Below are 20,776 nucleotides of genomic sequence, written 5' to 3' on the forward strand. Positions count from 1 at the left end.
CGATCCCGGTGCAGCTCGTCGTTCCGGTCCGGGCTCGGGGCGTGCTCGTACGTCGAGGGCGCGTCGCGGGGCCGATGCGGATGAATTCGTGGGGGACGACGAGTCGGGGTGGGACAGTTCCCGCCGGCGTACGGGCTCCATCAGGCGAACTGCCGGCAACGTCGATCCGTGGGACGAACAGCAGGACGAGCCGGAGAAGGCTCGACCGGCAACAAAACGGCGGCGTACGTCGAGTCGAGCGTCGAATCCGAGTTCTGCTGATCCTTGGGGTGAGCAGGATGAGCGCCCTGCCCATACGTTCGAGACGCAGGCCGCGGATCGGTTGGCGGAAGCACGCGCCTTCGCAGACGACGCGCCTGCGCGGGCCGCGGACGTCGCTACCCCGCCAGAACAGTTCGATCCGTGGGCAGACACGGATTCACCAGCTGCCGTCGAACCCTCCGCCAGCACCTCCCCGAGCCCTCACGCTCCGGCAAGCCAAAGGTCTACGGCGGAGCGCACACCCCGCGAAGACCAGCCCTCACCGACCGACGAGTTTTCACCGCCCTCGAGCGCGGCCCCTCGACGGGCGCTGCCCGAGGATGACAGCACGCCGTCCGACGAGCCTCATCCGGTTGACCACGAGGCTCCGGCCGATGACGCAGTACGGCCGAACAAGAGCACGCCGGTCGACGCGTCTCTCGCGGCGGATGGGGCGAGAGCTGCAGAGCGCCAGGTGGGTGCGGCGGATCGGGCCAGGGATGCGGATCCTCAGCTGGGTACAGGCGACGGCACGTCGAGCGGCGAGTCCATCACTGCAGATCGCTCGACGCCGACGGATCGCGTGGTGCCTGGGGATCGCGCTGTTCCTGCGGCTGAGGGCGCGCTGGGCGGGGAGTCGACCGCCTCCGGTAAGTCGCTCACGTCTGGTGGGTCGTCGCGTGCGGATGGCGTGGCGCGTGGGGATGGTGCACTGCGTGCAGGCGGGCTCTGGTCGGCGGGCGGGTCTGTCGCGGCGGAACGAGGCGGGGCTGGGGATGGCCCTGGGAATGTGGGCGCCGATGCGTCCGGCGGCGAGTCTCTCACCGCGGATCGCTCGGCGCCTGCCGATCGCTTGGCGTCTGGCGGACGTAGGTCCGGTGGCGAGGGTGGCACGGCGGGTGGCGGTGCGCCCGACGGCGAGGCTGCTGCGGTGGAGCCTTCGGGGTCTGCTGGGCGGGCTGGTGGGCAGGGGAGTCGGGGGCGGCGGACGGTGGGGGGAGGGTTTGGGCGGGGACGGAAGAGGCGGGGGAGTGAGGAGCCGGAGCGGCTTGGGGATGCTGTGATGGAGCAGGAAGCTGATCCTCATTCGGTGGCTCGGACGATTTTGCTGGACAAGTTGACGGGGCAGCCGCGGACTCGGGCTGAGTTGGCTGATGTGCTGGCTGAGCGGGAGATTCCGGACGACGTGGCCGATGAGGTGCTGGATCGGTTCACGGAGGTCGGGCTGATTGACGATGCCGCGTTTGCGAATGCCTGGGTGGAGTCGCGACATCGGGGGCGTGGGTTGGGAAAGCGCGCACTGGCGCAGGAGCTTCGGCGGCGGGGCGTGGATGAAGAGCTTGCCCGGGACGCGCTCGAGGAGCTGGAACCGGAGCAGGAAGAAGAGACGGCGCGACAGCTGGTACGGCGGAAGTTGCGGTCGATGCGTTCGCTGGAGCGGCAGGTGGCGATGCGGCGCTTGCTCGGGATGCTTGCGCGGAAGGGGTATCCGGGCGGCATGGCGATGAGCATCGTGAAGGAGGAGCTGGACGCCTCGCACGACGAGTTCCCGCTCATCGATTCATCCGGTTTAGGTCCTGAATGACGTCCGACGTGCGTGAAGCCACAGCGGCGGATCGCGCTGGGATCCAGCGGCTGCTGCGTGAATTGCACGGAGATGGTGCGGACGGGACAACCCTGCCCGAGATTCGTCAGCAGGCGCGGACGTTCGTTGCCGGAGAGGACGAAATCGTTGGCCTCCTCGTGGCGACGTTCGTCGACTACGGGCACGAGCCGTATGGCGTGGTGGAGGAGCTCGTAGTAGATCCAGCGAGCCGCGGCTCCGGGACGGGCGCTGCCTTGCTCGCGCAGTGCAAGTCCTGGCTCGAAGCGTTGGGCGCTGAGGTGGTCTTCGTATCGGCTGCCGACGAAGAGGCAGCCGAGTTCTACCTGCGCGCCGGGTTCAGGCGATGCACCGGTCGCTGGCTCTGGGCCACGGCAGGCCAACCGGCATAGGTCCGCCTGAGCTGTTTACCTTGCTAAAGGTCGTGCCCGGTAGGTGGCCCGGCAGTGCTGGCGAGGTTCCCGTATCTCGGCACACTTCGGCCGGCGGCTGGTACGACGAAACGACGGCCTGTTCGACCATGGCGGACTCCCGACCGAGCCGGTGGGTAGGTCGGACCGTGGCGGACTGCCGACCCGCACCGGTGGGTAGGTCGGACCGTGTCGGAGCCGCTGCAGGCGGTCGCGTAGGAGCGTGCGCTCGACCGGCCAATCGGTCGCGGGTTCGGGGTGGCGTGCATGGCGGTCTCGCCGTGGACCGCGGGTGGATGGGTGAGCAGCCAGAAGTTCACCGCACGGTGGGTGCTGCGGTTCCTCGAGAGGCTCACTGGCGTACAGGAGCCGAGCATCAGCCAGCGGTGTCGGAAGACATTCGATGACCTTACGTCCGTGGTCTGCCACGACTGCATCAGCAGGCCGCCGGTGCTGCTCGAGACGGGTGCACGGCTGGACCTGGCGACGTACGAGGCGGCGTAGTCGCCGGCCGACCTTCGCGACCTCGACGGCGGTCGCAGCAGGAGCGCGGTGGTCGTCCCGGGAGTAGCGTCAGCGGCATGGTGAGTTTGGAGGATGTGGAGCGGTTGGTGGGGCAGTTGCCGGAGACCGAGGAGACGACGCAGCACGGGCGTCGGACCTGGGCGGTTGCCGGCAAGGGGTTTGCGTGGGAGCGGCCGTTCAGTAAGGCGGATCTGAAGCGGTACGGCGACGAGACGCCGCCCGACGGGCCGATCCTGGCGATCAGGGTCGAGGATCTCGCCGAGAAGGAAGCAGTGCTGGCCGCCCGGGCAGGGGACGGGTTCTTCACGATTCCGCATTTCAACGGGTACGCCGCGGTGCTCGTGCAGCTCGACAAGGTGCCGGAAGACGTGCTCCGGGACGCACTGCTCGACGGGTGGTTGGTGTACGCCCCGGCGTCGGTCGCGAAGGCGCACCTCGACGGGCGGTGACGGAGAGTGAAGTGGTTTCGGGTCCGGTGAGCGGCGAGGGGCGTTGACGGGTGCGGTGCGACGGTGTGTTATCCGAGGTAGGACTGGTATTTGGACCGGTCCGTAGGCTGGGATTTTCCGTCGATCCGCCCCAGACACCGCGGAGGGTGCAATGAACGATTTCCAGGAACAGGCGAAGAACTGGCTCCGGAATGTCGTCAAGCAGAACCCGGACAAGATCAAAGCCGGCGTCGAGAAGGCCGGCGACCTGCTCGACAAGCAGACCGGCGGGAAGTACGCGGAGAAGGTCGACTCGGTCCAGCAGAAGGTCGGCACGTACGTCGACAACCAGTCCAACGAAGAGCCGGCCCAGGCGGAACAGACACCTGCCGAAACGACCTCGGAGTCCACCACCGCAGGTACGGCGGAGAGCACGCAGCCCGACAGGCCCGCGCAAGGGCCCGCCAGCTGACCAGGTCCACCTCTGCAGCCCCGCGGCCGCCTCAGCGCCGCGGGTGCTGGAGATCGGCTCGCGACGTACACCTCTGCCCGTTGTGGAGTAGGCCAGTGCCCGGAGTGGTCTCATCCGGCGAGTCACGGGGGAGTGTCCGTCTTGACCGCGTGATGGGCCGCGCCTAGCCTCGGGATCAAGAAGGGATGAATCCACCCGCAACGGTGGCGGATATAACGATCGGTGAGTCGGGTGAAACAGGCCGACTGACCGGTAAAAATGACGCAACCACGCTCGACTGAGCTGAAGGAAGGACGACGGCGCCACGCGCTGTCGATAGACGGCACCGCACGCAAAACCCGGACGGCTACCTGGCCGGCAAGGGCGCGAGCGGCGTCACCGCGATCTTCGCGTTGTCGGCGGCGACTCACGGTGAGCAAGCGAGGCAAGCAACGCCGGAAAGCCGCACCACGCGGCGTCCACGGAGGCGAGCACAGCTATACCGTCGCAACGGTAGACACCGGTACCGCCCTACCAGGCGGCACCGGCACTGCCGTACCCCGATAGCCGCCGGACCTCGGCGGCGCCTTCAGCCGTACCGGTGGGGAGTCCCTTCGACAGACGGCCACAGTCCCGCTTGGGACTCGACGGAGAGGGGAGACGCCGATGACTGCGATGTCCGTTGGCCTGGCCCTGATCGGATTGCTGATCGCAGGATTGCTGGCCTGGATCGGCCTGAACCTCTCCCGCCGGAAAGCCGCCGACAACTCGACCGCGCAACTCGAGGCCGCGCAGTTGACCGCCGGCGCGAAGTCCGCGGCCGAGCTGATCCGACGGCAGGCCGAGGAAGAGGCCGCCGTACTGCGGACCCGCGCCGAGGCGGCCGAACAACGCGGCGAGGAGATCCGCCGCAGCGCCGAGGACCGAGCGTCCGAGGTGCGGCGTGATGCCGAGCAGCGGGCGTCCGACATCCGGCGAGAAGCCGAGGCGGAGGCGCAGTCGATCCGGGACGACCTGCGGGAGCAGCGTCTCGAGATGGAGCGCCGCGATCACCGGCTGACCGAGCGCGAGGAGCGGGCCGACGAGCAGCACCGCGCGCTCGAGGAACGCCAGACCGAGCTGACCGCGCTGCTTGGCGAGCTGGAGAAGCGCAAGAGCGAGATCAAGGACCTGGAAGACGAGCGCCGGCGGATCCTCGAAGGCGTCGCGAACCTGACCACCGAGCAGGCGAAGGCCGAGCTGGTCGCGGCAATCGAGGACGAGGCCAAGCGGCACGCGCACACGATCGTCCGCGAGATCGAGCGGCAGGCCCAGGACGAGGGCGAGATCAAGGCCCGCGAGATCATCACCGGCGCGGTGCAGCGGCTGGCATCCGAGCAGACCAGCGAGTCGGTCGTCTCGGTCGTACACCTGCCGAGTGACGACATGAAGGGCCGGATCATCGGCCGCGAAGGCCGCAACATCCGGTCGTTCGAGCAGACCACCGGCGTGAACCTGATCATCGACGACACCCCCGAAGCGGTGCTGCTGTCGTGCTTCGATCCGGTTCGCCGGGAGACGGCGCGGCTGACGCTGGACTCGCTCGTGCTCGACGGCCGGATCCACCCGAGCCGCATCGAGGAGATCTACGAGCGCAGCAAGGGCGAGGTCGCCGAGCTGTGCCAGCGAGCCGCCGAGGACGCGATGGCCGATGTCGGGATCACCGATCTCCATCCGGAGCTCGTCCGCACGATGGGGCTGCTGCGCTACCGGACGTCGTACGGGCAGAACGTGTTGAAGCACCTGATCGAGTCCGCGCACATCGCCGGGATGATGGCGGCCGAGCTCGGGCTGGATCCGAAGCTCTGCAAGCGCGGCGCGTTCCTGCACGACATCGGCAAGGCGCTCACGCACGAGTCCGAGGGCAGTCACGCGATCGTGGGCGCCGAGCTGGCCCGTAAGTACGGCGAGAACGACGACGTCGTGCACTGCATCGAGGCGCACCACAACGAGGTCGAGGTCCGGACCGTCGAGGCTGTGCTGACGCAGGCTGCGGATGCGGTGAGCGGCGGCCGGCCGGGCGCGCGGCGGGAGTCGTTGGAGGCGTACGTCCAGCGGCTTGAACGGCTCGAGGAGATCGCGATGCAGCACGACGGCGTCGAGAAGGTGTTCGCGATGCAGGCCGGCCGCGAGATCCGGGTGATGGTCCTACCGGACGCCGTCGACGACATCGCGGCGCAGGTGATGGCACGCGACATCGCGAAACAGGTCGAGGAGGAGCTCACGTACCCGGGCCAGATCCGGGTGACCGTGGTCCGCGAGTCCAGGGCTACTGAGGTGGCGAAGTAGCGTACTTCGCCCGCCACGCCGGCGGGTCGAACGGAGCCCCGTAGATCCGGGTCTCGCGGGCGATGCGGCCGTCGCGGAACTCGACGACATTTGCCACGTAGTAGATGTCGCCGCTGTAGTCCGACCGGCCGAGGATGACGAAGTGGTCGCCGGAGCCGGTGATGCGGAGGATCTGGATCGACGGCGGGTTCGGGTACTCCTGCTGCATCGCGCGCATGGTGTCCCGTCCGACGATGCGTTCGCCGGACTGCGGCATCTCCAGGACGTAGTCCTCCGTGCGCATCTCGTGCTCGGCCTCCGCCGAGAGCACGAGTTCGCTGTCGGACGTCCACAGGCGTTCGAGCAGTTCACGGTTGTCCATGAACTCATGGTGCACCCGGCTCGCGCCGACGAGGGCGACTACCTTCTCGGGCGGGTCCGGGCGGTCCGCGGCGTGACGTCGATCGGCTCGTCGGAGACGCGTTCCGGCGGGTCCGTGCGGTACTGGCGCTCGACCTCCGGGTCGATGACGGGCTTGTCGGTGAGTCGGCGCTGGTTGGCGAGGCGGTAGGACAGCCAGATGCCGGCCGCGCCGCCGAGCATGATGATGATCCCGAGAGCGGTCAGGTTGAACGTGTCGAACGTGTCCCGTACGGCGAAAGCGAGGACAGCGCCGATCACGACGAGTGCGATCCCGGCCCCGATCCGCATACCTGCTCCTTCCATCAACACGGAGTAGCTGATCTCACTCCCCGTGCCCAGAACAGGTCGGTTGTATGCGCTCAGCGGAAGGCGGACTGCCCCGTCAGTGCCTGGCCGATGACGAGCTGGTGGACCTCGGACGTGCCTTCGTAGGTGAGGACGGACTCGAGATTGTTGGCGTGCCGCATGATCGGGTACTCGCCGCTGATGCCGTTCGCCGCGAGGATCGTGCGGCATTCGCGGGCGATCGCGATGGCCTCGCGGACGTTGTTGAGCTTGCCGACCGACACCTGCTCGGGGCGGAGCGTGCCCTTCTCCTTCAGCCGGCCGAGGTGTACGGCGAGCAGGATGCCCTTGTTCAGCTCGACCGCCATGTCGGCGAGCTTGGCCTGGGTCAGCTGGTACGCCGTGAGCGGCTTGTCGAACACGATCCGCTCACCGGCGTACGCGATCGCGGTCTCCAGGCAGTCACGGGCCGCGCCCATCGCGCCGAAGATGATGCCGAACCGGGCCTCGTTCAGGCAGCCGAGCGGACCGGACAATCCGCGTGCCTCAGGCAACAAAGCTGAGCCGGGCAGCCGCACATCCGACAGCACCAGCTCGGAGGTGACAGACGCGCGCAGCGACATCTTCTGCTTGATCTCCGGCGCCGAGAAACCCGGCGTCGAGGTCGGTACGACGAAGCCGCGGACCCCGTCGTCGGTCCGCGCCCAGACCACCGCGACGTCGGCGACCGAGCCGTTGGTGATCCACATCTTCGAACCGTTCAGCACCCAGTCGTCGCCGTCGCGGCGGGCGTTGGTGCGCATGCCGGCCGGATTCGACCCGAAGTCGGGCTCGGTCAGCCCGAAGCACCCGATCGCCTCGCCTGCGGACATCCGGGGGAGCCACTCGTTCTTCTGCTCGTCACTCCCGTACTTCCAGATCGCGTACATCGCGAGCGAGCCCTGCACGGAGACGAGCGACCGCATCCCCGAGTCCGCCGCCTCGATCTCCAAGCAGGCAAGCCCGTACGCGACCGGGCCGAGACCGGCACATCCGTACCCGGTCAGGTGCATCCCGAGGAACCCGAGCGCCCCCAGCTCCTTCGCCAGCTCCCGCGCCGGAATCGAAGCCGTCTCGAACCACTCCGGCAACGCCGGCCGCAGCCGCTCATCCGCGAACCGCCGAGCCGCCGCCCGAACGTCGACCTCCTCCGCAGTCAGCAGGGAGTCGACATCCACAAGATCCAGCGAAACCGTCATACCCGAACGCTAATCGATCACTTGCGGTACCAGGGCCACCACCAGTGGCGTTTGCGGGGATGACGGACGATGACGTTGGCGTGTTTGGCCTTGCCCGTGACGTGGAGGCGTACTCCGCCGGGGCGCGGGGCCACGGCCTTGTTCTTGGCGCTGCTGTGGTGGACGTCGACCTGGTCGATGTCGACGCTCCAGCCCTCGGGGATCACCATCACGACGGAGCTGTGGATGGCGTGGGCGTCGACGTGGATGTCGGCCCAGTGGACGACCGCGTCGGTGAAGTCGAGTTTGACCGACGAGTGTTCCGCGATCGCGGTCAGCCGTTCGGGCACGACCCACGCGCCCTCGCGCTTCTGCGCGCTGTGCCTCGCGCGAAGGGTGAGCTCCTGGGAGCTGCCGTGGGCGATCGGCATCAGGTCGGCGGTCGCGTTGCGCAGTTCGAGCTGGGTCTTGGCCGAGTAGATCTGGGTCAGCCGCTCGTCCAGTTCCTCGAAGTCCAGCCGCCCGTCGGTATGCGCTTCCTGGACCACGGCGGCGGCACGTTCGCGGTCGTTGTCGGATGCCCGGTGACCGGGCGGCGGCTGCTCCAGACTCATGCGACGAAGGGTAGCGCCGCTACCGGTCCGCGCAGAACGACAGGAACGTCCCGACGACCGCCGACCACGTCTTGTCCAGCTCCTCGGCATACCGCTCGGCATCCGCGACGACAGTGTCCGGATCGAACCCCATCGACCGCAGCCGCTCCGGGTTCCAGCGGCGTACCCGATCGCCCTCCACCTCGGGGTGGAATTGCACACCCCAGCTCCGGTCGCCGACACGCAGCATCTGGATCGGGCACCGCTCACTGGACATCAGCAGTACGGCGTCCTCCGGCAGCCGGGTGATCTGGTCCTGGTGGCTCTCCACCGCCCGCACCGTCGACGGCAGGCCGCTGACCAACGGATCGTCCGCGGCAGCGGGCAGAACTGTCAGCGACGTCACACCCTTCTCCGGCAGTCCGTACTTCCCCTTCACCTCGCCGCCGAACGTGTGCGCCAGCAACTGACCGCCCAGGCAGATCCCGAGCACAGGCACGCGGCCATGCGCGTCACGCAGCAGCGATCGCTCGGCCGGCAGCCACGGCGACCGCTCGTCCTCGTCGGGCAGCATCCCGCCGCCGAGCAGGATCAGTCCCGCATGACCGTCCACGCTCGTGGGCACCGGCTCACCGTCCCAGGCCCGGACGACGACGGGAGTGATTCCACGGTCATCGAGCCAGCCGAGCAGCTTGCCCGGACCGCTGCCCTCGTCGTTCTCGATCATCAGCACGGAAGTCGGCGTGGTCACCGGGCCACGGTACGCGGCACACCGGACGCCGCCGTACCGGAGTCGTGATTCCTGGATACTGATGCACTGGGGGTGCAGATGGAGCCGATCAGTGGATTCGTGCGTGCCGTGGTGGGGGACGTGGCCTTCATCTTCGGCAAGGGTCTGGTTAACGCGTACCTGCTGGCCCGCCGCAACCGAGTGCGGACGCCACAGCTCGACCTCCTGGTGCGGTCGCACGGTCAGTACGTGCCGCTCGCCATCCCAACCGGAACCGTGCCCGCAGTCGACCGGCTCGTCGGGCTGGACGAGAGCCGGCCGGCGCCTCTACTGACGGTCGAGTTCACCCCGGGCGACACCGGCGCCGAGGCACACCTCACCGCCAACAACCCGGTCCTCATCACGGTCACCGACGTCTCTCACCACGAGTACGACGCAGTAGTGCTGACGACCTCGCTCGGCTCAGCGGCGTACGCACAGCTGCCGCCGGGGTACTACCACGTGTCCGCTGTGGTCATCGATGAGTACGCCGAACTGCTGCAGGGGTATGGCGCTCAGCACAACCTGCACGTGGACAAGGGCGACGACCTGATCGTCTCGCTGTCGATCCGCACGGCCGGGGTAGGCGAGATCGCGAACGCGCTGGAGACCGGGCCGCAGCCCGTGCTCGTGGGGGAGGACGGCGACGTCGTGCCGCTGCTCGACCTGGTCCGCATCGGACGCGCGCCGGACTGCGACGTGATCATCGACCGCCAGGAGGTCAGCCGCCACCACGCGGAGCTGCTGCGGATCGATGCAACCAGCTACGAGCTGCGGGATCTCGGGTCCACCAACGGGACGTCGGTGAACGGCGTACGGATCGAGACCGCGATGGTCGGTGACGGCGACGAGATCCGGCTCGGCGCGCTGCCGTTCCGCTTGTACCTCGGCTGACCCGATCTGGCACCGGACCTGGAACAATGGCGCCGTGAACTCACGCAGCGTCGTCATCCTCGGCTCGACCGGCTCGATCGGTACTACGGCGCTCGAGCTGATCGGCCGGAACCGCGACCGCTTCCGCGTGCTCGCGCTGTCCGCCGGCGGCGACAACGTCGGGTTGCTGGCCGAGCAGGCGCTCGAGTTCGACGTCGAGGTCGTCGCGGTGGCGAAGGCCACGGTCGCGCAGGACCTCCAGCTGGCGTTCTACGCGGAGGCGCAGCGGAAGGGGTACGCGCAGGGCGAGTTCCGGATCCCGAAGATCGTCACCGGGCCGGATGCCGCCAGCGAGCTCGCCGCGATGCCGTGTGACGTGGTTCTCAACGGAATCAATGGATCGGTCGGCCTGCACGCGACGCTGGCCGCCCTGGACGCCGGGAACACGCTGGCTCTGGCCAACAAGGAGTCGCTGGTGGTCGGCGGCCCGATCGTCACGCGGCGGGCCAAGCCCGGCCAGATCGTCCCGGTGGACTCCGAGCACAGCGCGATCGCCCAGTGCCTGCGTGGCGGTACGCCGAACGAGGTCCGCAAGCTCCTGCTGACCGCGAGCGGCGGCCCGTTCCTCGGGCGGCCCCGGAGCGAGCTGGCCGATGTCACGGTCGAGCAAGCCCTTGCCCACCCGAACTTCGCGATGGGCCCGGTCGTCACGATCAACTCCGCCACACTGGTCAACAAGGGTCTGGAGCTGATCGAGGCGCATCTGCTCTTCGGCATCCCGATGGACCGGATCGACGTCGTGATCCACCGGCAGCAGGCGATCCACTCGATGGTCGAGTTCTTCGACGGCGCCACGATCGCGCAGGTCGGCGTGCCGACGATGACCGTGCCGATCGCGCTCGCGCTCGGCTGGCCTGACCGGATAGCGGACGCCTCGCCGCCGTGGAACTTCGCCGAGGCGAGCACCTGGACGTTCCAGCCGGTCGACGACGACGAATTCCCGTCGGTCGGCCTGGCCCGCGAGGCAGGTACCCGGGGCGGTACGGCGCCCGCCGTGTTCAACGCGGCGAACGAGGTCTGCGTCGAGGCGTTCCGGGCCGGACGGCTGCCGTTCACCGGGATCGTCGACACGATCGCCCGGGTGGTGACCGAACACGACGTACCCTCGTATGTGGAACTGTCTGTCGACGACGTGCTCGCCGCGGACGCCTGGGCCCGGAACCGGGCTCGCGAGATCACTACCGGCCACCGATAGCAGCCAGGAGAACCAGAAGGCATGACCGTGCTTCTCACCACCGTCGGCATCGTGCTGTTCGTGCTGGGGGTCCTGATCTCCGTGGCGCTGCACGAGATGGGCCACATGCTCCCGGCGAAGGCGTTCGGGATGAAGGTCACGCAGTTCTTCGTCGGCTTCGGCCGGACCGTCTGGTCGACCAGACGCGGCGAGACGGAGTACGGCATCAAGGCGATCCCGGCCGGCGGGTTCGTCCGGATCATCGGGATGCTGCCGCCGGGCAAGGGGCAGGACCCGACGAAGGTCCGCAAGGCCAACACCGGACCGATCCAGTCGCTGGTCGAGAACGCGCGGTCCGCGGAGTACGAGACGATCTCCCCTGAGGACGACGGCCGGCTCTTCTACCAGAAGGTGTGGTGGAAGAAGCTGATCGTGATGGCGTCCGGACCGCTGGTGAACGTGGTGATCGCGTTCGTGCTGTTCGGCGGGCTGTACATGCTCTACGGGACGCCGGTCGCGCAGACCACGGTCTCCACCGTCACCGACTGCGTGATCCCGGCCAACCAGGCATCGGCCGACAGGCAGTGCACCGACACCGACAAGGTCTCGCCGGCCAAGGTCGCCGGCTTCCAGGTCGGTGACAAGATCGTCTCCTTCAACGGCACGCGGATCAGCAGCTGGGACCAGCTCACCCCGCTGATCCGCGCGAACACCGACAAGCCGGCCACGATCGTTGTCGAGCGCAACGGTGCCCAGAAGACGCTGCAGACCAACACGATCGTGAACCAGGTGCAGGAGAGCGCCACCTCCGACAAGCTCGTGTCGGTCGGGTTCCTCGGCATCTCGCCGACCGAGAAGGTGGAGCGGCAGAGCTTCGGCTTCGTCGTCGACCAGATGGGCAAGCTGACCGTCAGCACCGTGCAGGCGCTCGGCAAGTTCCCGGAGAAGCTCGTCGGGGTCGCCAAGTCGATCGTCGGCGGTCAGCGCGACCAGGACAGCCCGATGAGCGTCGTCGGCGCGAGCCGGGTCGCCGGTGAGGTCGCCTCCAGCGACCTGGGCGTCGGCCAGAAGATCGCCACCGGGATCCTGCTGCTCGCCTCGCTGAACCTGTTCCTTGCCCTGTTCAACTTCATCCCGCTGCTGCCGCTGGACGGCGGCCACATGATCGGCGCGATCTGGGAAGGCATCCGGCGCGGCTTCGCCAAGCTGTTCCGCCGCCCCGACCCCGGGTACGTCGACGTGGCCAAACTGCTCCCGATCGCGTACGTCGCAGCGAGCGCGATCGTGGTGATGGGCGTGCTGCTCGTCATCGCCGACATCGTGAACCCCATCAAGCTCTTCAACGGCTGACCGTCACCGACACTGGTTAAGGACTCATGAGCATCAACCTGGGCATGCCCGCGCTGCCGCCTCCGACCCTCGCGCCGCGCCGCAAGACCCGTCAGATCAAGGTCGGCAGCGTGCTGGTCGGCGGCGACGCACCGATCTCGGTGCAGTCGATGACGACCACGCCGACCAACGACGTCAACAAGACGCTGCAGCAGATCGCCGAGCTGACCGCGGCGGGCTGCGACATCGTCCGGGTCGCCTGCCCGCGGCAGGAGGACGCCGACGCGCTGCCGGAGATCGCGAGGCACTCGCAGATCCCGGTGATCGCCGACATCCACTTCCAGCCGAGCTACGTGTTCGCCGCGATCGAGGCCGGCTGCGCCGCGGTCCGGGTGAACCCGGGGAACATCCGCAGGTTCGACGACCAGGTCAAGGAGATCGCCCAGGCGGCGAAGGACCACGGTACGTCGCTGCGCATCGGCGTGAACGCCGGATCGCTGGACAAGCGGCTGCTGGAGAAGTACGGCAAGGCCACGCCGGAGGCGCTGGTCGAGTCGGCCGTGTGGGAAGCCTCGCTGTTCGAGGAGCACGACTTCCACGACTTCAAGATCTCGGTCAAGCACAACGACCCGGTCGTGATGGTGCAGGCGTACGAGATGCTGGCCGAGCGCGGTGACTGGCCGCTGCACCTCGGCGTCACCGAGGCAGGTCCGGCGTTCCAGGGCACGATCAAGTCGTCGGTGGCCTTCGGTGCGCTGCTGTCGAAGGGCATCGGTGACACGATCCGGGTGTCGCTGTCCGCGCCGCCGGTCGAGGAGGTCAAGGTCGGCCTGCAGATCCTGCAGTCGCTGAACCTGCGCGAGCGCAAGCTCGAGATCGTCTCCTGCCCGTCCTGCGGCCGCGCCCAGGTGGACGTGTACACGCTCGCCGAGCAGGTCACCGCCGGCCTCGAGGGCATGGAGGTCCCGCTCCGCGTCGCCGTGATGGGCTGCGTCGTCAACGGCCCCGGCGAAGCCCGCGAAGCTGACCTCGGCGTCGCCTCCGGCAACGGCAAGGGCCAGATCTTCGTCAAGGGCGAGGTCATCAAGACCGTCCCGGAGTCGGCGATCGTGGAGACCCTCATCGAAGAGGCCATGCGCATCGCCGAAACCATGGAAACCGCCGAACCCGGCGAGCCCACCGTCTCCATCAGCTGACAAACACCAGCCCTGCGCCAAGGTCTGGTGCTCAACTCCCGCCAGACCTGCTGCCTCGGTGCCCTGGTCTGCGGACGACTTCAGTGGTTCGCGGACCCGGTCGGCGCCCTGTCGTCGTCGTTGTGGGTTGCTATTGGTCTGACCGGCGGCAGCGCGGGTGGTTGGGTCGGGTCGTCCGTTGGGACCATGCGTCGTACTGCGGCCGGCATGGCGCCGACCGTGAACGCGTGGACGGCCGGTCCGACGGACGCGGTGACGAACGACGCCACGGTCGGGACGTCGGCAGGGAGCGGAACGAGGTGCTCACCTGGACCGAAGTGGGAGTCGACGATCCGCATGGAGGTGCTCGCAGGTTCGGGTGGGGTGAATGACGTGGCCCACCAGGCCTCGACGACGACCTGGGACGGTTCCTGCAGGGTGATTCGTACCGTCCTGTTGGTGGCGTCATAGGCCACCCCGTTGTCGTCGCTGGCAGTCGACAGGACGCTCTCGACCTGGGCAGCGATAAGGCCTGCGATTCCGGCGAGGCCCTGGACAAAGGTGACCTGACCGTTGACCTGCGAGATCGCCTCGCTGAGGTATTGCTTGGTGCCGGCCGGAACCATCCCGCCGAACATCACGACATCGAGGTTCGTCGTGTCGTACTCCGTCAGAACGTCGTCGAACTGATTTGTCGCGTCCGCGTGGAAGCCCTTGCTGCGCAGGATGCCGGTGGCGTCGAGGATCACGCCCGGACTCCTGCCGATGACCAGAATCCGTTCGGGTCTGCTGGTGATTGATTCGCCCATGAGCCGGTCTCCCGAGATTTCAGTGTTGGTATGGCCAACATAGCAAGTGTTGGTCGTGCCAACAACTGGTATCGTCGGTCCATGCCGATGGATCACGCGCCGCGTCGTACTCCCGATCGCGTCAAGGATCGTCCGACCTGGCTCATCAGCCGGACCTTCGCCCGCTCGTCGGGTCTGCTCGCCGCCGGGTTCGAGTCGCACGGCAGCGGACTTCGCAGCTACCACTACCGGCTGTTGGCCGCGCTCGAGGAGTGGGGGCCGGCGAGTCAGGCCGACCTGGGCCGGGGGACCGGGATCGATCGCAGTGACGTCACTGCGGCACTGTCCGAGCTCGAGGGGCGTGGGCTCGTCGAGCGGTCGGTCGACCCGAGGCACAAGCGTCGCAATATCGTCACCATCACCCCTGCGGGGATCGCCCAACTCCTGGAGCTCGACAATGTCATCGACGGTATCCAGGAGCAGGTCCTGAAGCCGCTGACGAGCGCGCAACGCCGGCAGTTCATCGCCCTGATGGTGAAGCTCCTCGCAGCCGACGAACCTCTGCCGAAAGGGTCCCTCTGAGGATGTCCGAGTATCTGGTTGTCTGTGCCGTTGCCGGGGAGGCTCGCTATGTGCCGGCGGGGGTGCCGCTGGTGGTTACCGGGGTTGGGAAGACTCCGGCTGCCGTTGCCGTGAGCCGGGCGCTGGCTGAGCGCGATACGTCTGACCTGGTGGTGCTGAATGTCGGCACGACCGGGGCGTTGCGGGACGGCCTGTCCGGACTGTTTCTGCCGAGCACAGTGATCAATCACGACGTGAATGCGGAGGCCGTTCGGGCTATCGGGCTCGACCCGCAGGATGAGCTGCACATCGAGGGCGGGGACGGGACGGTGCTCGCGTCAGGGGATGTGTTCGTGACGGACTCGCTGGTGCGGCAGCGGCTGGCGGAGCGGGCGCATCTGGTGGACATGGAGGCGTACGGCGTCGTGTACGCGTGCCGCGAGTACGGCGTACCGGTCCGCGTCGTGAAGCACGTGTCCGACTCAGCGGACGAGGCAGCCCTCGACTGGCCGGCCCTGGTGGATGCGAGCGCCAAGGTCCTGGGGGAGTGGGTCAGCAACTACGTGCGCTGAGCCACTCCAGTACGACGGTCTCGCGCGCCAGCCAGCGCATCACGCCGACGCCGCTCTCCATCACCCCGCGGTTCGCCGCCAGCGCGGTGTCGACAGTCACCCACTGCGGCGTGAGTTCCAGCTCGGCCTCGTAGCCCTCCAACTGCTGATCGTCAGCTGGCGTTCCGCCCGAGCATTCGAAGTAGTACGACGTCATGCCGAACACGTCGTACTCCGCGTCGATCGCAGGCACCTCCTCGCGGGTCGTTGCCAGCTCGGCGCCGACGGCAACCGCGTCGTACGCGCACTCCTCACGGAACTCGCGGCGTAGCGCGGACTCGAAGGACTCACCCGGTTCGACGCCGCCGCCAGGGAACTTGTAGTCGCCATGGCGGGACGCGAGCAGCAGCAACTCCGGCCCGCGGAAGAGCACCCCGCGGACCGCAGTGCGTTCGACCACACGTCCGCCACAAGCGAGTTCAGGTGAACGAAAGGTGGCGAGGAGCATGCGGTCTATGCTGACTTGGCCTTGGGTCAAGTACGCCAGTTGCTGGAGGTTCATATGGCCGGTTCTTCGGTTCTGACGGCGCTGACGAGTGCGCTTGCGGATGGGTCGATCGAGGTGGTGGATCTGACGTCGCCGTTGTCCGCGACGACGCCGGTCATCCAGTTGCCGCCGGAGTTCGGCCAGACGGCGCGATTCGCGCTGGAGGAGATCAGCAGGTACGACGATCGCGGCCCGGCCTGGTACTGGAACAACTTCACCAGCGGCGAGCACACCGGCACGCACTTCGACGCACCGAACCACTGGGTCACAGGCAAGGACCTAGCCGACATCGCCTCGGTCCCGGCGAACCGGTTGATCGCTCCGGCCGTCGTGCTCGACTTTACGGCCGAGGTGGAGAAGAACCCCGACTTCCTCGTCGAGGTCGACCATCTGAAGGCCTGGGAGGCGGAGAACGTCCCGCTGCCCGCCGGCGGCTGGCTGTTCGTACGCACGGGCTGGGATGCTCGATCGCACTCGCAGGAGACCTTCCTCAACGCCGACGAGAACGGACCGCACACGCCGGGCCTGTCGCCGGAGTGCGCGCGCTGGGTCGCGCAGGAGTCGCCCGTCCTCGGCATGGGTGTCGAGACCGTCGGCACCGATGCCGGGAAGGCGCACTCGTTCGACCCACCGTTCCCGTGCCACTCCTACCTGATGGGCAGCGACAAGTACGGGCTGACCCAACTCCAGAACCTCGCGCAGCTCCCGCCGACCGGCGCCGTCATCATCGCGGGACCGTTGCCGATCGTCGGCGGTTCGGGGGCTCCTGCCCGGGTGCTCGCGCTGGTCGAACGCTGATGAATGTCGCGGACGCCGTCGGCCGGGCGTTGGTGGCCGCGGGCGTCCGCGACGTCTTCGGCGTGGTCGGGTCTGGCAACTTCCACCTGACGAACGCGATGGTCGCCGCGGGCGCGCGGTTCGTCGCCGCCCGCCACGAGGGCGGCGCGGCCACGATGGCCGACGCCTACTCACGGATGAGCGGGACGGTCGCCGCGCTCACGGTTCACCAAGGCTGCGGTCTGACGAACGCGATGACCGGGATCGCCGAAGCCGCCAAGAGCCGTACGCCGATGGTCGTGGTCGCGGCCGAGGTCCTCGAGCCGCGCTCGAACTTCTACGTCGACCAAGCGGCGCTGGCTCGCGCGGTCGGCGCCGTCCCGGTACGGACCAGCTCGCCGGAGACCGCGATAGCGGAGGCGCAAGACGCGGTGGCGATCGCAGTACGCGAGCGCAGGACGGTGCTGCTGAACGTGCCACTTCCCGTGCAGGCGTTGGAAATTCCGCCACCCGCGGCCGCCCAGCAATTGCCGTCGAGAGACGCGGTGGTGCCGGACGGCGCCGAGGTCGCTGCCCTCACCGACCTGCTACGGCGTGCCGAAAAACCCGTCTTCGTCGCAGGCCGCGGAGCTCGCGGACATCGCCGGATCCTCGAAGCGCTGGCGGAACGATCCGGCGCACTCCTCGCGACCTCGGCCGTCGCGCACGGCCTGTTCCACGGCAACCCCTGGTCGCTCGGGATCTCGGGAGGCTTCGCGTCACCGCGTACTGCGGAATTGATCCGCGACGCCGACCTCATCGTCGGCTGGGGCTGCGCGCTGAACATGTGGACGATGCGCCACGGTCAGCTGATCGGACCCGACGCGACCGTGGTGCAGGTCGACGACGACGCGTCGGCGCTCGGCGCGCATCGCGAGATCCAGTTGGGAGTCACCGGCGACGTCGGCCTGACCGCCAAGCTTGCTCTCGACGCATTCGGCGAACAACACACCGGCTATCGCAGGATCGAGCTCGGCGGCGTGCGCTGGCGGGACGTCGAGTACGACGACACGAGTACTGCGGAGCGGATCGACCCGCGGACGCTGAGCATCGCGCTCGACGACGTACTTCCGGCCGAACGCGTCGTCGCCGTCGACTCCGGCAACTTCATGGGCTACCCGAGCGCATACCTCGACGTGCCCGACGAGAACGGCCTGTGCTTCACCCAGGCGTTCCAGTCGATCGGCCTCGGCCTCGCCACCGCGATCGGCGCCGCGCTGGCCCAGCCGCACCGGCTGCCGGTGGCCGCGCTCGGCGACGGCGGCGCACTGATGAGTGCGGCAGAACTGGACACGGTCCGACGGCTCGGACTACCGATGCTGGTCGTCGTGTACAACGACGACGCGTACGGCGCCGAGGTGCACCACTTCGCTCCCGGCGGGCACGCGTTGGACACCGTGAGGTTCCCGCCGACCGATATCGCCGCGATCGCGCAGGGCTACGGCTTCGAGGCCGTGACCGTCCGCACTGCCGGCGACCTCGCCGCGGTGCAGGACTGGCTGGACGGGCCGCGTTCGGTGCCGATGCTCGTGGACGCGAAGGTCGTCGCGGATCAGCCGTCCTGGTGGCTGGAGGAAGCGTTCCGGGGCCACTGACTATCCTGGCTTGACCTTGACCCTGGGGGCAAGGTTTAGCGTCGGGGTGAAGGAGGCGGGATGCGGATCAGCGATCTGGCGGCCGAGGCCGGTGTGACGGTCAAGGCCGTGCGGTACTACGAGGCGCAGGGGCTGCTCAAACCTCGGCGCGAGGCGAACGGGTACCGGGCGTACGACGCGGACGACGTGGTCGTGGTGCGTGAGGTGAAGGCGCTGCTCAGTCTCGGGCTGACCGCAGAGCAGACGTACCCGTTCATCGAGTGCCTGCGCGCCGGCAACGAGCGCGCGGATGTTTGTCCGGCGTCGCTCACGGCGTACCGGACCCGGATCGCGGACGTGGACCGGCGGATCGCCGAGCTGACCGATCTGCGGGCCCGGCTGACCGACCTCCTGACCGATGCCGAGAGCTGGAGGATGAAACAACTATGAGTGAACTGCGTACCGTCGACGAGGCCACCTTCGACGAGGTCGTGCTGCGGTCCGAAAAGCCTGTGCTGGTGGACTTCTGGGCCGAGTGGTGCCCACCCTGCCACCAGATCGCGCCGGTCCTCGCCCAGATCGCCGCCGACCGCGCCGATCAGCTGACGGTCGTGAAACTGAACTCCGACGAGAACCCGTCCATCTCCGCCCGCTACCGCGTGATGGCGCTCCCGACCCTGATCCTGTTCCACCACGGCGAAATGATCTGGTCCGTCGTAGGCGCCCGCCCGAAGGCACGCCTCCAGAAAGAACTGGACGACGCCCTCCTGACCGCCGTCTAGCCCCTGAACTTGTAGAGCTCGACCAGCACGCCGTGCGGACCGGCGACGTACGCCGAGGTAGTGCCCCAGTCGGTTTCGGTCGGCTCGAGGACGACGTTGCCGCCTCGGCGGCGGATCTCTTCGATGTCGGCGCGGACGTCGTCGCTGCTGAACTGCAGGAGGGTGCCGCCGAGCGGGCCGAAGCCGTCGACCATCGCGCCGGTGTGCAGTGCGATCGTCATCGCGCCGGCCTTCACCTCGGCGTACCCCTCGCTCGCGGTGCCGGAGATCTCCAGGCCGAGGATGCCGGCGAAGAAGTCGGCCAGGTCCTGGTTCTTCTCGCGGGTGTCGGTGAGTAGACCGAGGTGGTCGAAGCGGAGGTTCATCGTCGGATCTCCCTGCCGGTTGACGGTTAGCTGTCTAGGATGCTAGCAATATAGCCATGGCGGATGAGGGTGGCAAGAAGGTGCAGTTCAACGTGTATCTGCCGCCTGGGCTGGTGCGGCGGGTGAAGCACAAGGCGATCGACGAGGGCGCGAGTCTGTCGGCGCTGGTCGAGCAGGCGCTGGCGGAGTACCTGGAAAAGCATGGGGAGGCGCGGGGATGAGCAGCGTGACGATCAGGCCGTTGCGGTTCACGGCCGACGTGGAAGGGATGCGTGCGTTCCTCGAGACGCTCGGGCTGCGGTCGCGGATCGAGTCCGAGCGGGGCGGCTGGGTCGACATGATGGCCGGTCGAGGCATGGTCGCGCTGCACGACGCGGCGAGCAGCAGTACCGGCGGCCGGCCGGGGCAGACCACGCTGTCCTTCGAGGCGGAGAAGATCGACGAGCTGCGGGACCGGCTCGAGCAAGTGGGATTCGTCGACGCGACCGTCTTCGACGAGGCGTACGGGCGCGTGCTGTCCGTGACGGGACCGGACAGCGTCGTCATCTGGGTCGACGAGCGCTCCGAGGACATGTACGGGTACAAGCTGCACGACGCGCGTCCGGACGAGCGCTGGTCGGTCACGCCGTACCTGACGGGTGCGGAGGAGCCGGCCTGGCGCCGCTTCTTCGAAGGCGTCGGCCTGCAGACCCCTGTGCGGTTCGGACCCGCCGACGGCGCGTTCGCCGTACGGCTCGACCTCAGCACCACGGAGCCCCTGGACGAAGTCGAAAGCCGGCTCGACACGTACGACGTGACGCGCACCGCGACCGGACTGGAGATCGTGGACCCCGACGGCCAGTTGGTCGTGGTGCACGGATGACCGCCGTACGCCGCCCCGAGCTCGCCGGCGACTTGTTCCTTGACCTCGACCGCACATGAACATGCAGG

The 20,776-nt window shown here is 68.1% G+C and carries 26 protein-coding genes; 18 read left to right on the forward strand and 8 right to left on the reverse strand.

The features are described from left to right. Positions 1-1,303 precede the first annotated feature (1,303 nt). The 6 genes from EV653_RS05320 to rny all read left to right on the forward strand — a co-directional run bounded on the left by EV653_RS05320 (position 1,304) and on the right by rny (position 5,985). A complete protein-coding gene (locus EV653_RS05320) occupies positions 1,304-1,825 on the forward strand; it encodes a regulatory protein RecX (protein WP_238159578.1) in 522 nt (173 codons plus the stop codon). Further along, positions 1,822-2,235: a GNAT family N-acetyltransferase gene (locus EV653_RS05325; RefSeq protein WP_134098486.1), complete on the forward strand. Its 414-nt coding sequence runs from the start codon at positions 1,822-1,824 to the stop codon at positions 2,233-2,235. Before EV653_RS05320 ends, EV653_RS05325 begins: the two co-directional genes overlap by 4 nt. A 258-nt stretch (positions 2,236-2,493) precedes the next feature. Further along, a complete protein-coding gene (locus EV653_RS05330; protein WP_255510755.1) occupies positions 2,494-2,757 on the forward strand; it encodes a hypothetical protein in 264 nt (87 codons plus the stop codon). A 77-nt stretch (positions 2,758-2,834) separates the two neighbouring features. Further along, positions 2,835-3,227, forward strand: a complete 393-nt coding sequence (locus tag EV653_RS05335) for an MmcQ/YjbR family DNA-binding protein (protein WP_134098489.1) — start codon at positions 2,835-2,837, stop codon at positions 3,225-3,227. Positions 3,228-3,378: 151 nt separating this feature from the next. Beyond that, positions 3,379-3,678, forward strand: coding sequence for an antitoxin (locus tag EV653_RS05340; protein ID WP_134098491.1), 300 nt, complete (start codon positions 3,379-3,381; stop codon positions 3,676-3,678). 645 nt (positions 3,679-4,323) lie between these two features. Beyond that, positions 4,324-5,985, forward strand: a complete 1,662-nt coding sequence (gene rny / locus EV653_RS05345; RefSeq protein ID WP_134098493.1) for a ribonuclease Y — start codon at positions 4,324-4,326, stop codon at positions 5,983-5,985. On the opposite strand, the gene EV653_RS05350 is transcribed toward rny, so the two are convergent. The 5 genes from EV653_RS05350 to EV653_RS05370 form a co-directional block, all read right to left on the reverse strand. Next, positions 5,966-6,346, reverse strand: a complete 381-nt coding sequence (locus EV653_RS05350) for a nuclear transport factor 2 family protein (protein ID WP_134098495.1) — start codon at positions 6,344-6,346, stop codon at positions 5,966-5,968. The two genes, rny and EV653_RS05350, sit on opposite strands and share 20 nt — an antisense overlap. A 38-nt stretch (positions 6,347-6,384) precedes the next feature. Then, entirely contained in the window at positions 6,385-6,675 is a 291-nt protein-coding gene (locus EV653_RS05355; RefSeq protein ID WP_202871490.1) for a DUF6458 family protein, read from the reverse strand. 71 nt (positions 6,676-6,746) lie between these two features. Continuing rightward, on the reverse strand, positions 6,747-7,910 hold the full coding sequence (locus EV653_RS05360; protein WP_134098497.1) for an acyl-CoA dehydrogenase family protein: 1,164 nt from the start codon (positions 7,908-7,910) through the stop codon (positions 6,747-6,749). 17 nt (positions 7,911-7,927) lie between these two features. Next, positions 7,928-8,503, reverse strand: coding sequence for a DUF1707 SHOCT-like domain-containing protein (locus EV653_RS05365; protein ID WP_134098499.1), 576 nt, complete (start codon positions 8,501-8,503; stop codon positions 7,928-7,930). Positions 8,504-8,522: 19 nt separating this feature from the next. Further along, positions 8,523-9,233 (reverse strand): type 1 glutamine amidotransferase, encoded by a 711-nt coding sequence (locus EV653_RS05370; protein WP_134098501.1) that lies wholly within the window; start codon positions 9,231-9,233, stop codon positions 8,523-8,525. 78 nt (positions 9,234-9,311) lie between these two features. Here EV653_RS05370 and EV653_RS05375 point away from each other — a divergent pair, with 78 nt between their 5' ends. Genes EV653_RS05375 through ispG form a run of 4 tightly spaced genes read left to right on the forward strand, consistent with a single transcriptional unit; the run spans position 9,312 to position 13,883 of the window. Then, positions 9,312-10,145, forward strand: coding sequence for an FHA domain-containing protein (locus EV653_RS05375; protein WP_134098503.1), 834 nt, complete (start codon positions 9,312-9,314; stop codon positions 10,143-10,145). A gap of 34 nt (positions 10,146-10,179) precedes the next feature. Beyond that, positions 10,180-11,379 (forward strand): 1-deoxy-D-xylulose-5-phosphate reductoisomerase, encoded by a 1,200-nt coding sequence (dxr, locus tag EV653_RS05380; protein WP_134098505.1) that lies wholly within the window; start codon positions 10,180-10,182, stop codon positions 11,377-11,379. A 21-nt stretch (positions 11,380-11,400) separates the two neighbouring features. Then, positions 11,401-12,708, forward strand: coding sequence for a M50 family metallopeptidase (locus tag EV653_RS05385; RefSeq protein WP_134098507.1), 1,308 nt, complete (start codon positions 11,401-11,403; stop codon positions 12,706-12,708). Between the two features lie 26 nt (positions 12,709-12,734). Further along, positions 12,735-13,883 (forward strand): flavodoxin-dependent (E)-4-hydroxy-3-methylbut-2-enyl-diphosphate synthase, encoded by a 1,149-nt coding sequence (ispG, locus tag EV653_RS05390; protein ID WP_134098509.1) that lies wholly within the window; start codon positions 12,735-12,737, stop codon positions 13,881-13,883. Positions 13,884-13,963: 80 nt separating this feature from the next. Here the strand turns inward: ispG and EV653_RS05395 are convergent, their stop codons facing one another. Beyond that, positions 13,964-14,671 carry a hypothetical protein gene (locus EV653_RS05395; protein ID WP_134098511.1) on the reverse strand — a complete coding sequence of 236 codons (708 nt, stop codon included), beginning with the start codon at positions 14,669-14,671 and terminating at the stop codon, positions 13,964-13,966. 81 nt (positions 14,672-14,752) lie between these two features. Here EV653_RS05395 and EV653_RS05400 point away from each other — a divergent pair, with 81 nt between their 5' ends. Next, positions 14,753-15,232, forward strand: a complete 480-nt coding sequence (locus tag EV653_RS05400) for a MarR family winged helix-turn-helix transcriptional regulator (RefSeq protein WP_202871491.1) — start codon at positions 14,753-14,755, stop codon at positions 15,230-15,232. Positions 15,233-15,234: 2 nt separating this feature from the next. After that, complete coding sequence (locus EV653_RS05405; protein ID WP_134098513.1) at positions 15,235-15,783, forward strand: nucleosidase; 549 nt, start codon at positions 15,235-15,237, stop codon at positions 15,781-15,783. Here the strand turns inward: EV653_RS05405 and EV653_RS05410 are convergent. Continuing rightward, positions 15,764-16,222, reverse strand: a complete 459-nt coding sequence (locus tag EV653_RS05410) for an NUDIX domain-containing protein (RefSeq protein ID WP_166679291.1) — start codon at positions 16,220-16,222, stop codon at positions 15,764-15,766. The two genes, EV653_RS05405 and EV653_RS05410, sit on opposite strands and share 20 nt — an antisense overlap. Before the next feature lie 102 nt (positions 16,223-16,324). Here EV653_RS05410 and EV653_RS05415 point away from each other — a divergent pair, with 102 nt between their 5' ends. From EV653_RS05415 to trxA, 4 genes are read left to right on the forward strand one after another with little or no spacing between them, the layout of a single operon-like run. Beyond that, the gene (locus tag EV653_RS05415) at positions 16,325-17,107 is read left to right on the forward strand and encodes a cyclase family protein (RefSeq protein WP_134098517.1); all 783 of its coding nucleotides are present in this window, start codon (positions 16,325-16,327) and stop codon (positions 17,105-17,107) included. Further along, positions 17,107-18,720 carry a thiamine pyrophosphate-binding protein gene (locus EV653_RS05420; protein ID WP_134098519.1) on the forward strand — a complete coding sequence of 538 codons (1,614 nt, stop codon included), beginning with the start codon at positions 17,107-17,109 and terminating at the stop codon, positions 18,718-18,720. The genes EV653_RS05415 and EV653_RS05420 overlap by 1 nt, the downstream gene beginning before the upstream one ends. Before the next feature lie 60 nt (positions 18,721-18,780). Then, positions 18,781-19,149, forward strand: a complete 369-nt coding sequence (locus EV653_RS05425; RefSeq protein WP_134098522.1) for a MerR family transcriptional regulator — start codon at positions 18,781-18,783, stop codon at positions 19,147-19,149. Then, on the forward strand, positions 19,146-19,481 hold the full coding sequence (trxA, locus tag EV653_RS05430) for a thioredoxin (RefSeq protein WP_134098524.1): 336 nt from the start codon (positions 19,146-19,148) through the stop codon (positions 19,479-19,481). The genes EV653_RS05425 and trxA overlap by 4 nt, the downstream gene beginning before the upstream one ends. Here the strand turns inward: trxA and EV653_RS05435 are convergent. Continuing rightward, positions 19,478-19,846 carry a VOC family protein gene (locus EV653_RS05435; RefSeq protein ID WP_134098526.1) on the reverse strand — a complete coding sequence of 123 codons (369 nt, stop codon included), beginning with the start codon at positions 19,844-19,846 and terminating at the stop codon, positions 19,478-19,480. The genes trxA and EV653_RS05435 overlap by 4 nt on opposite strands. A gap of 56 nt (positions 19,847-19,902) precedes the next feature. Here EV653_RS05435 and EV653_RS05440 point away from each other — a divergent pair, with 56 nt between their 5' ends. Both EV653_RS05440 and EV653_RS05445 read left to right on the forward strand, forming a co-directional pair. Further along, the gene (locus EV653_RS05440) at positions 19,903-20,067 is read left to right on the forward strand and encodes a CopG family transcriptional regulator (protein WP_134098528.1); all 165 of its coding nucleotides are present in this window, start codon (positions 19,903-19,905) and stop codon (positions 20,065-20,067) included. Then, entirely contained in the window at positions 20,064-20,708 is a 645-nt protein-coding gene (locus EV653_RS05445; RefSeq protein ID WP_134098530.1) for a VOC family protein, read from the forward strand. Before EV653_RS05440 ends, EV653_RS05445 begins: the two co-directional genes overlap by 4 nt. Positions 20,709-20,776 lie beyond the last annotated feature (68 nt).

It is taken from the genome of Kribbella pratensis, assembly GCF_004365355.1.
In the GTDB taxonomy this organism is placed as follows: domain Bacteria; phylum Actinomycetota; class Actinomycetes; order Propionibacteriales; family Kribbellaceae; genus Kribbella.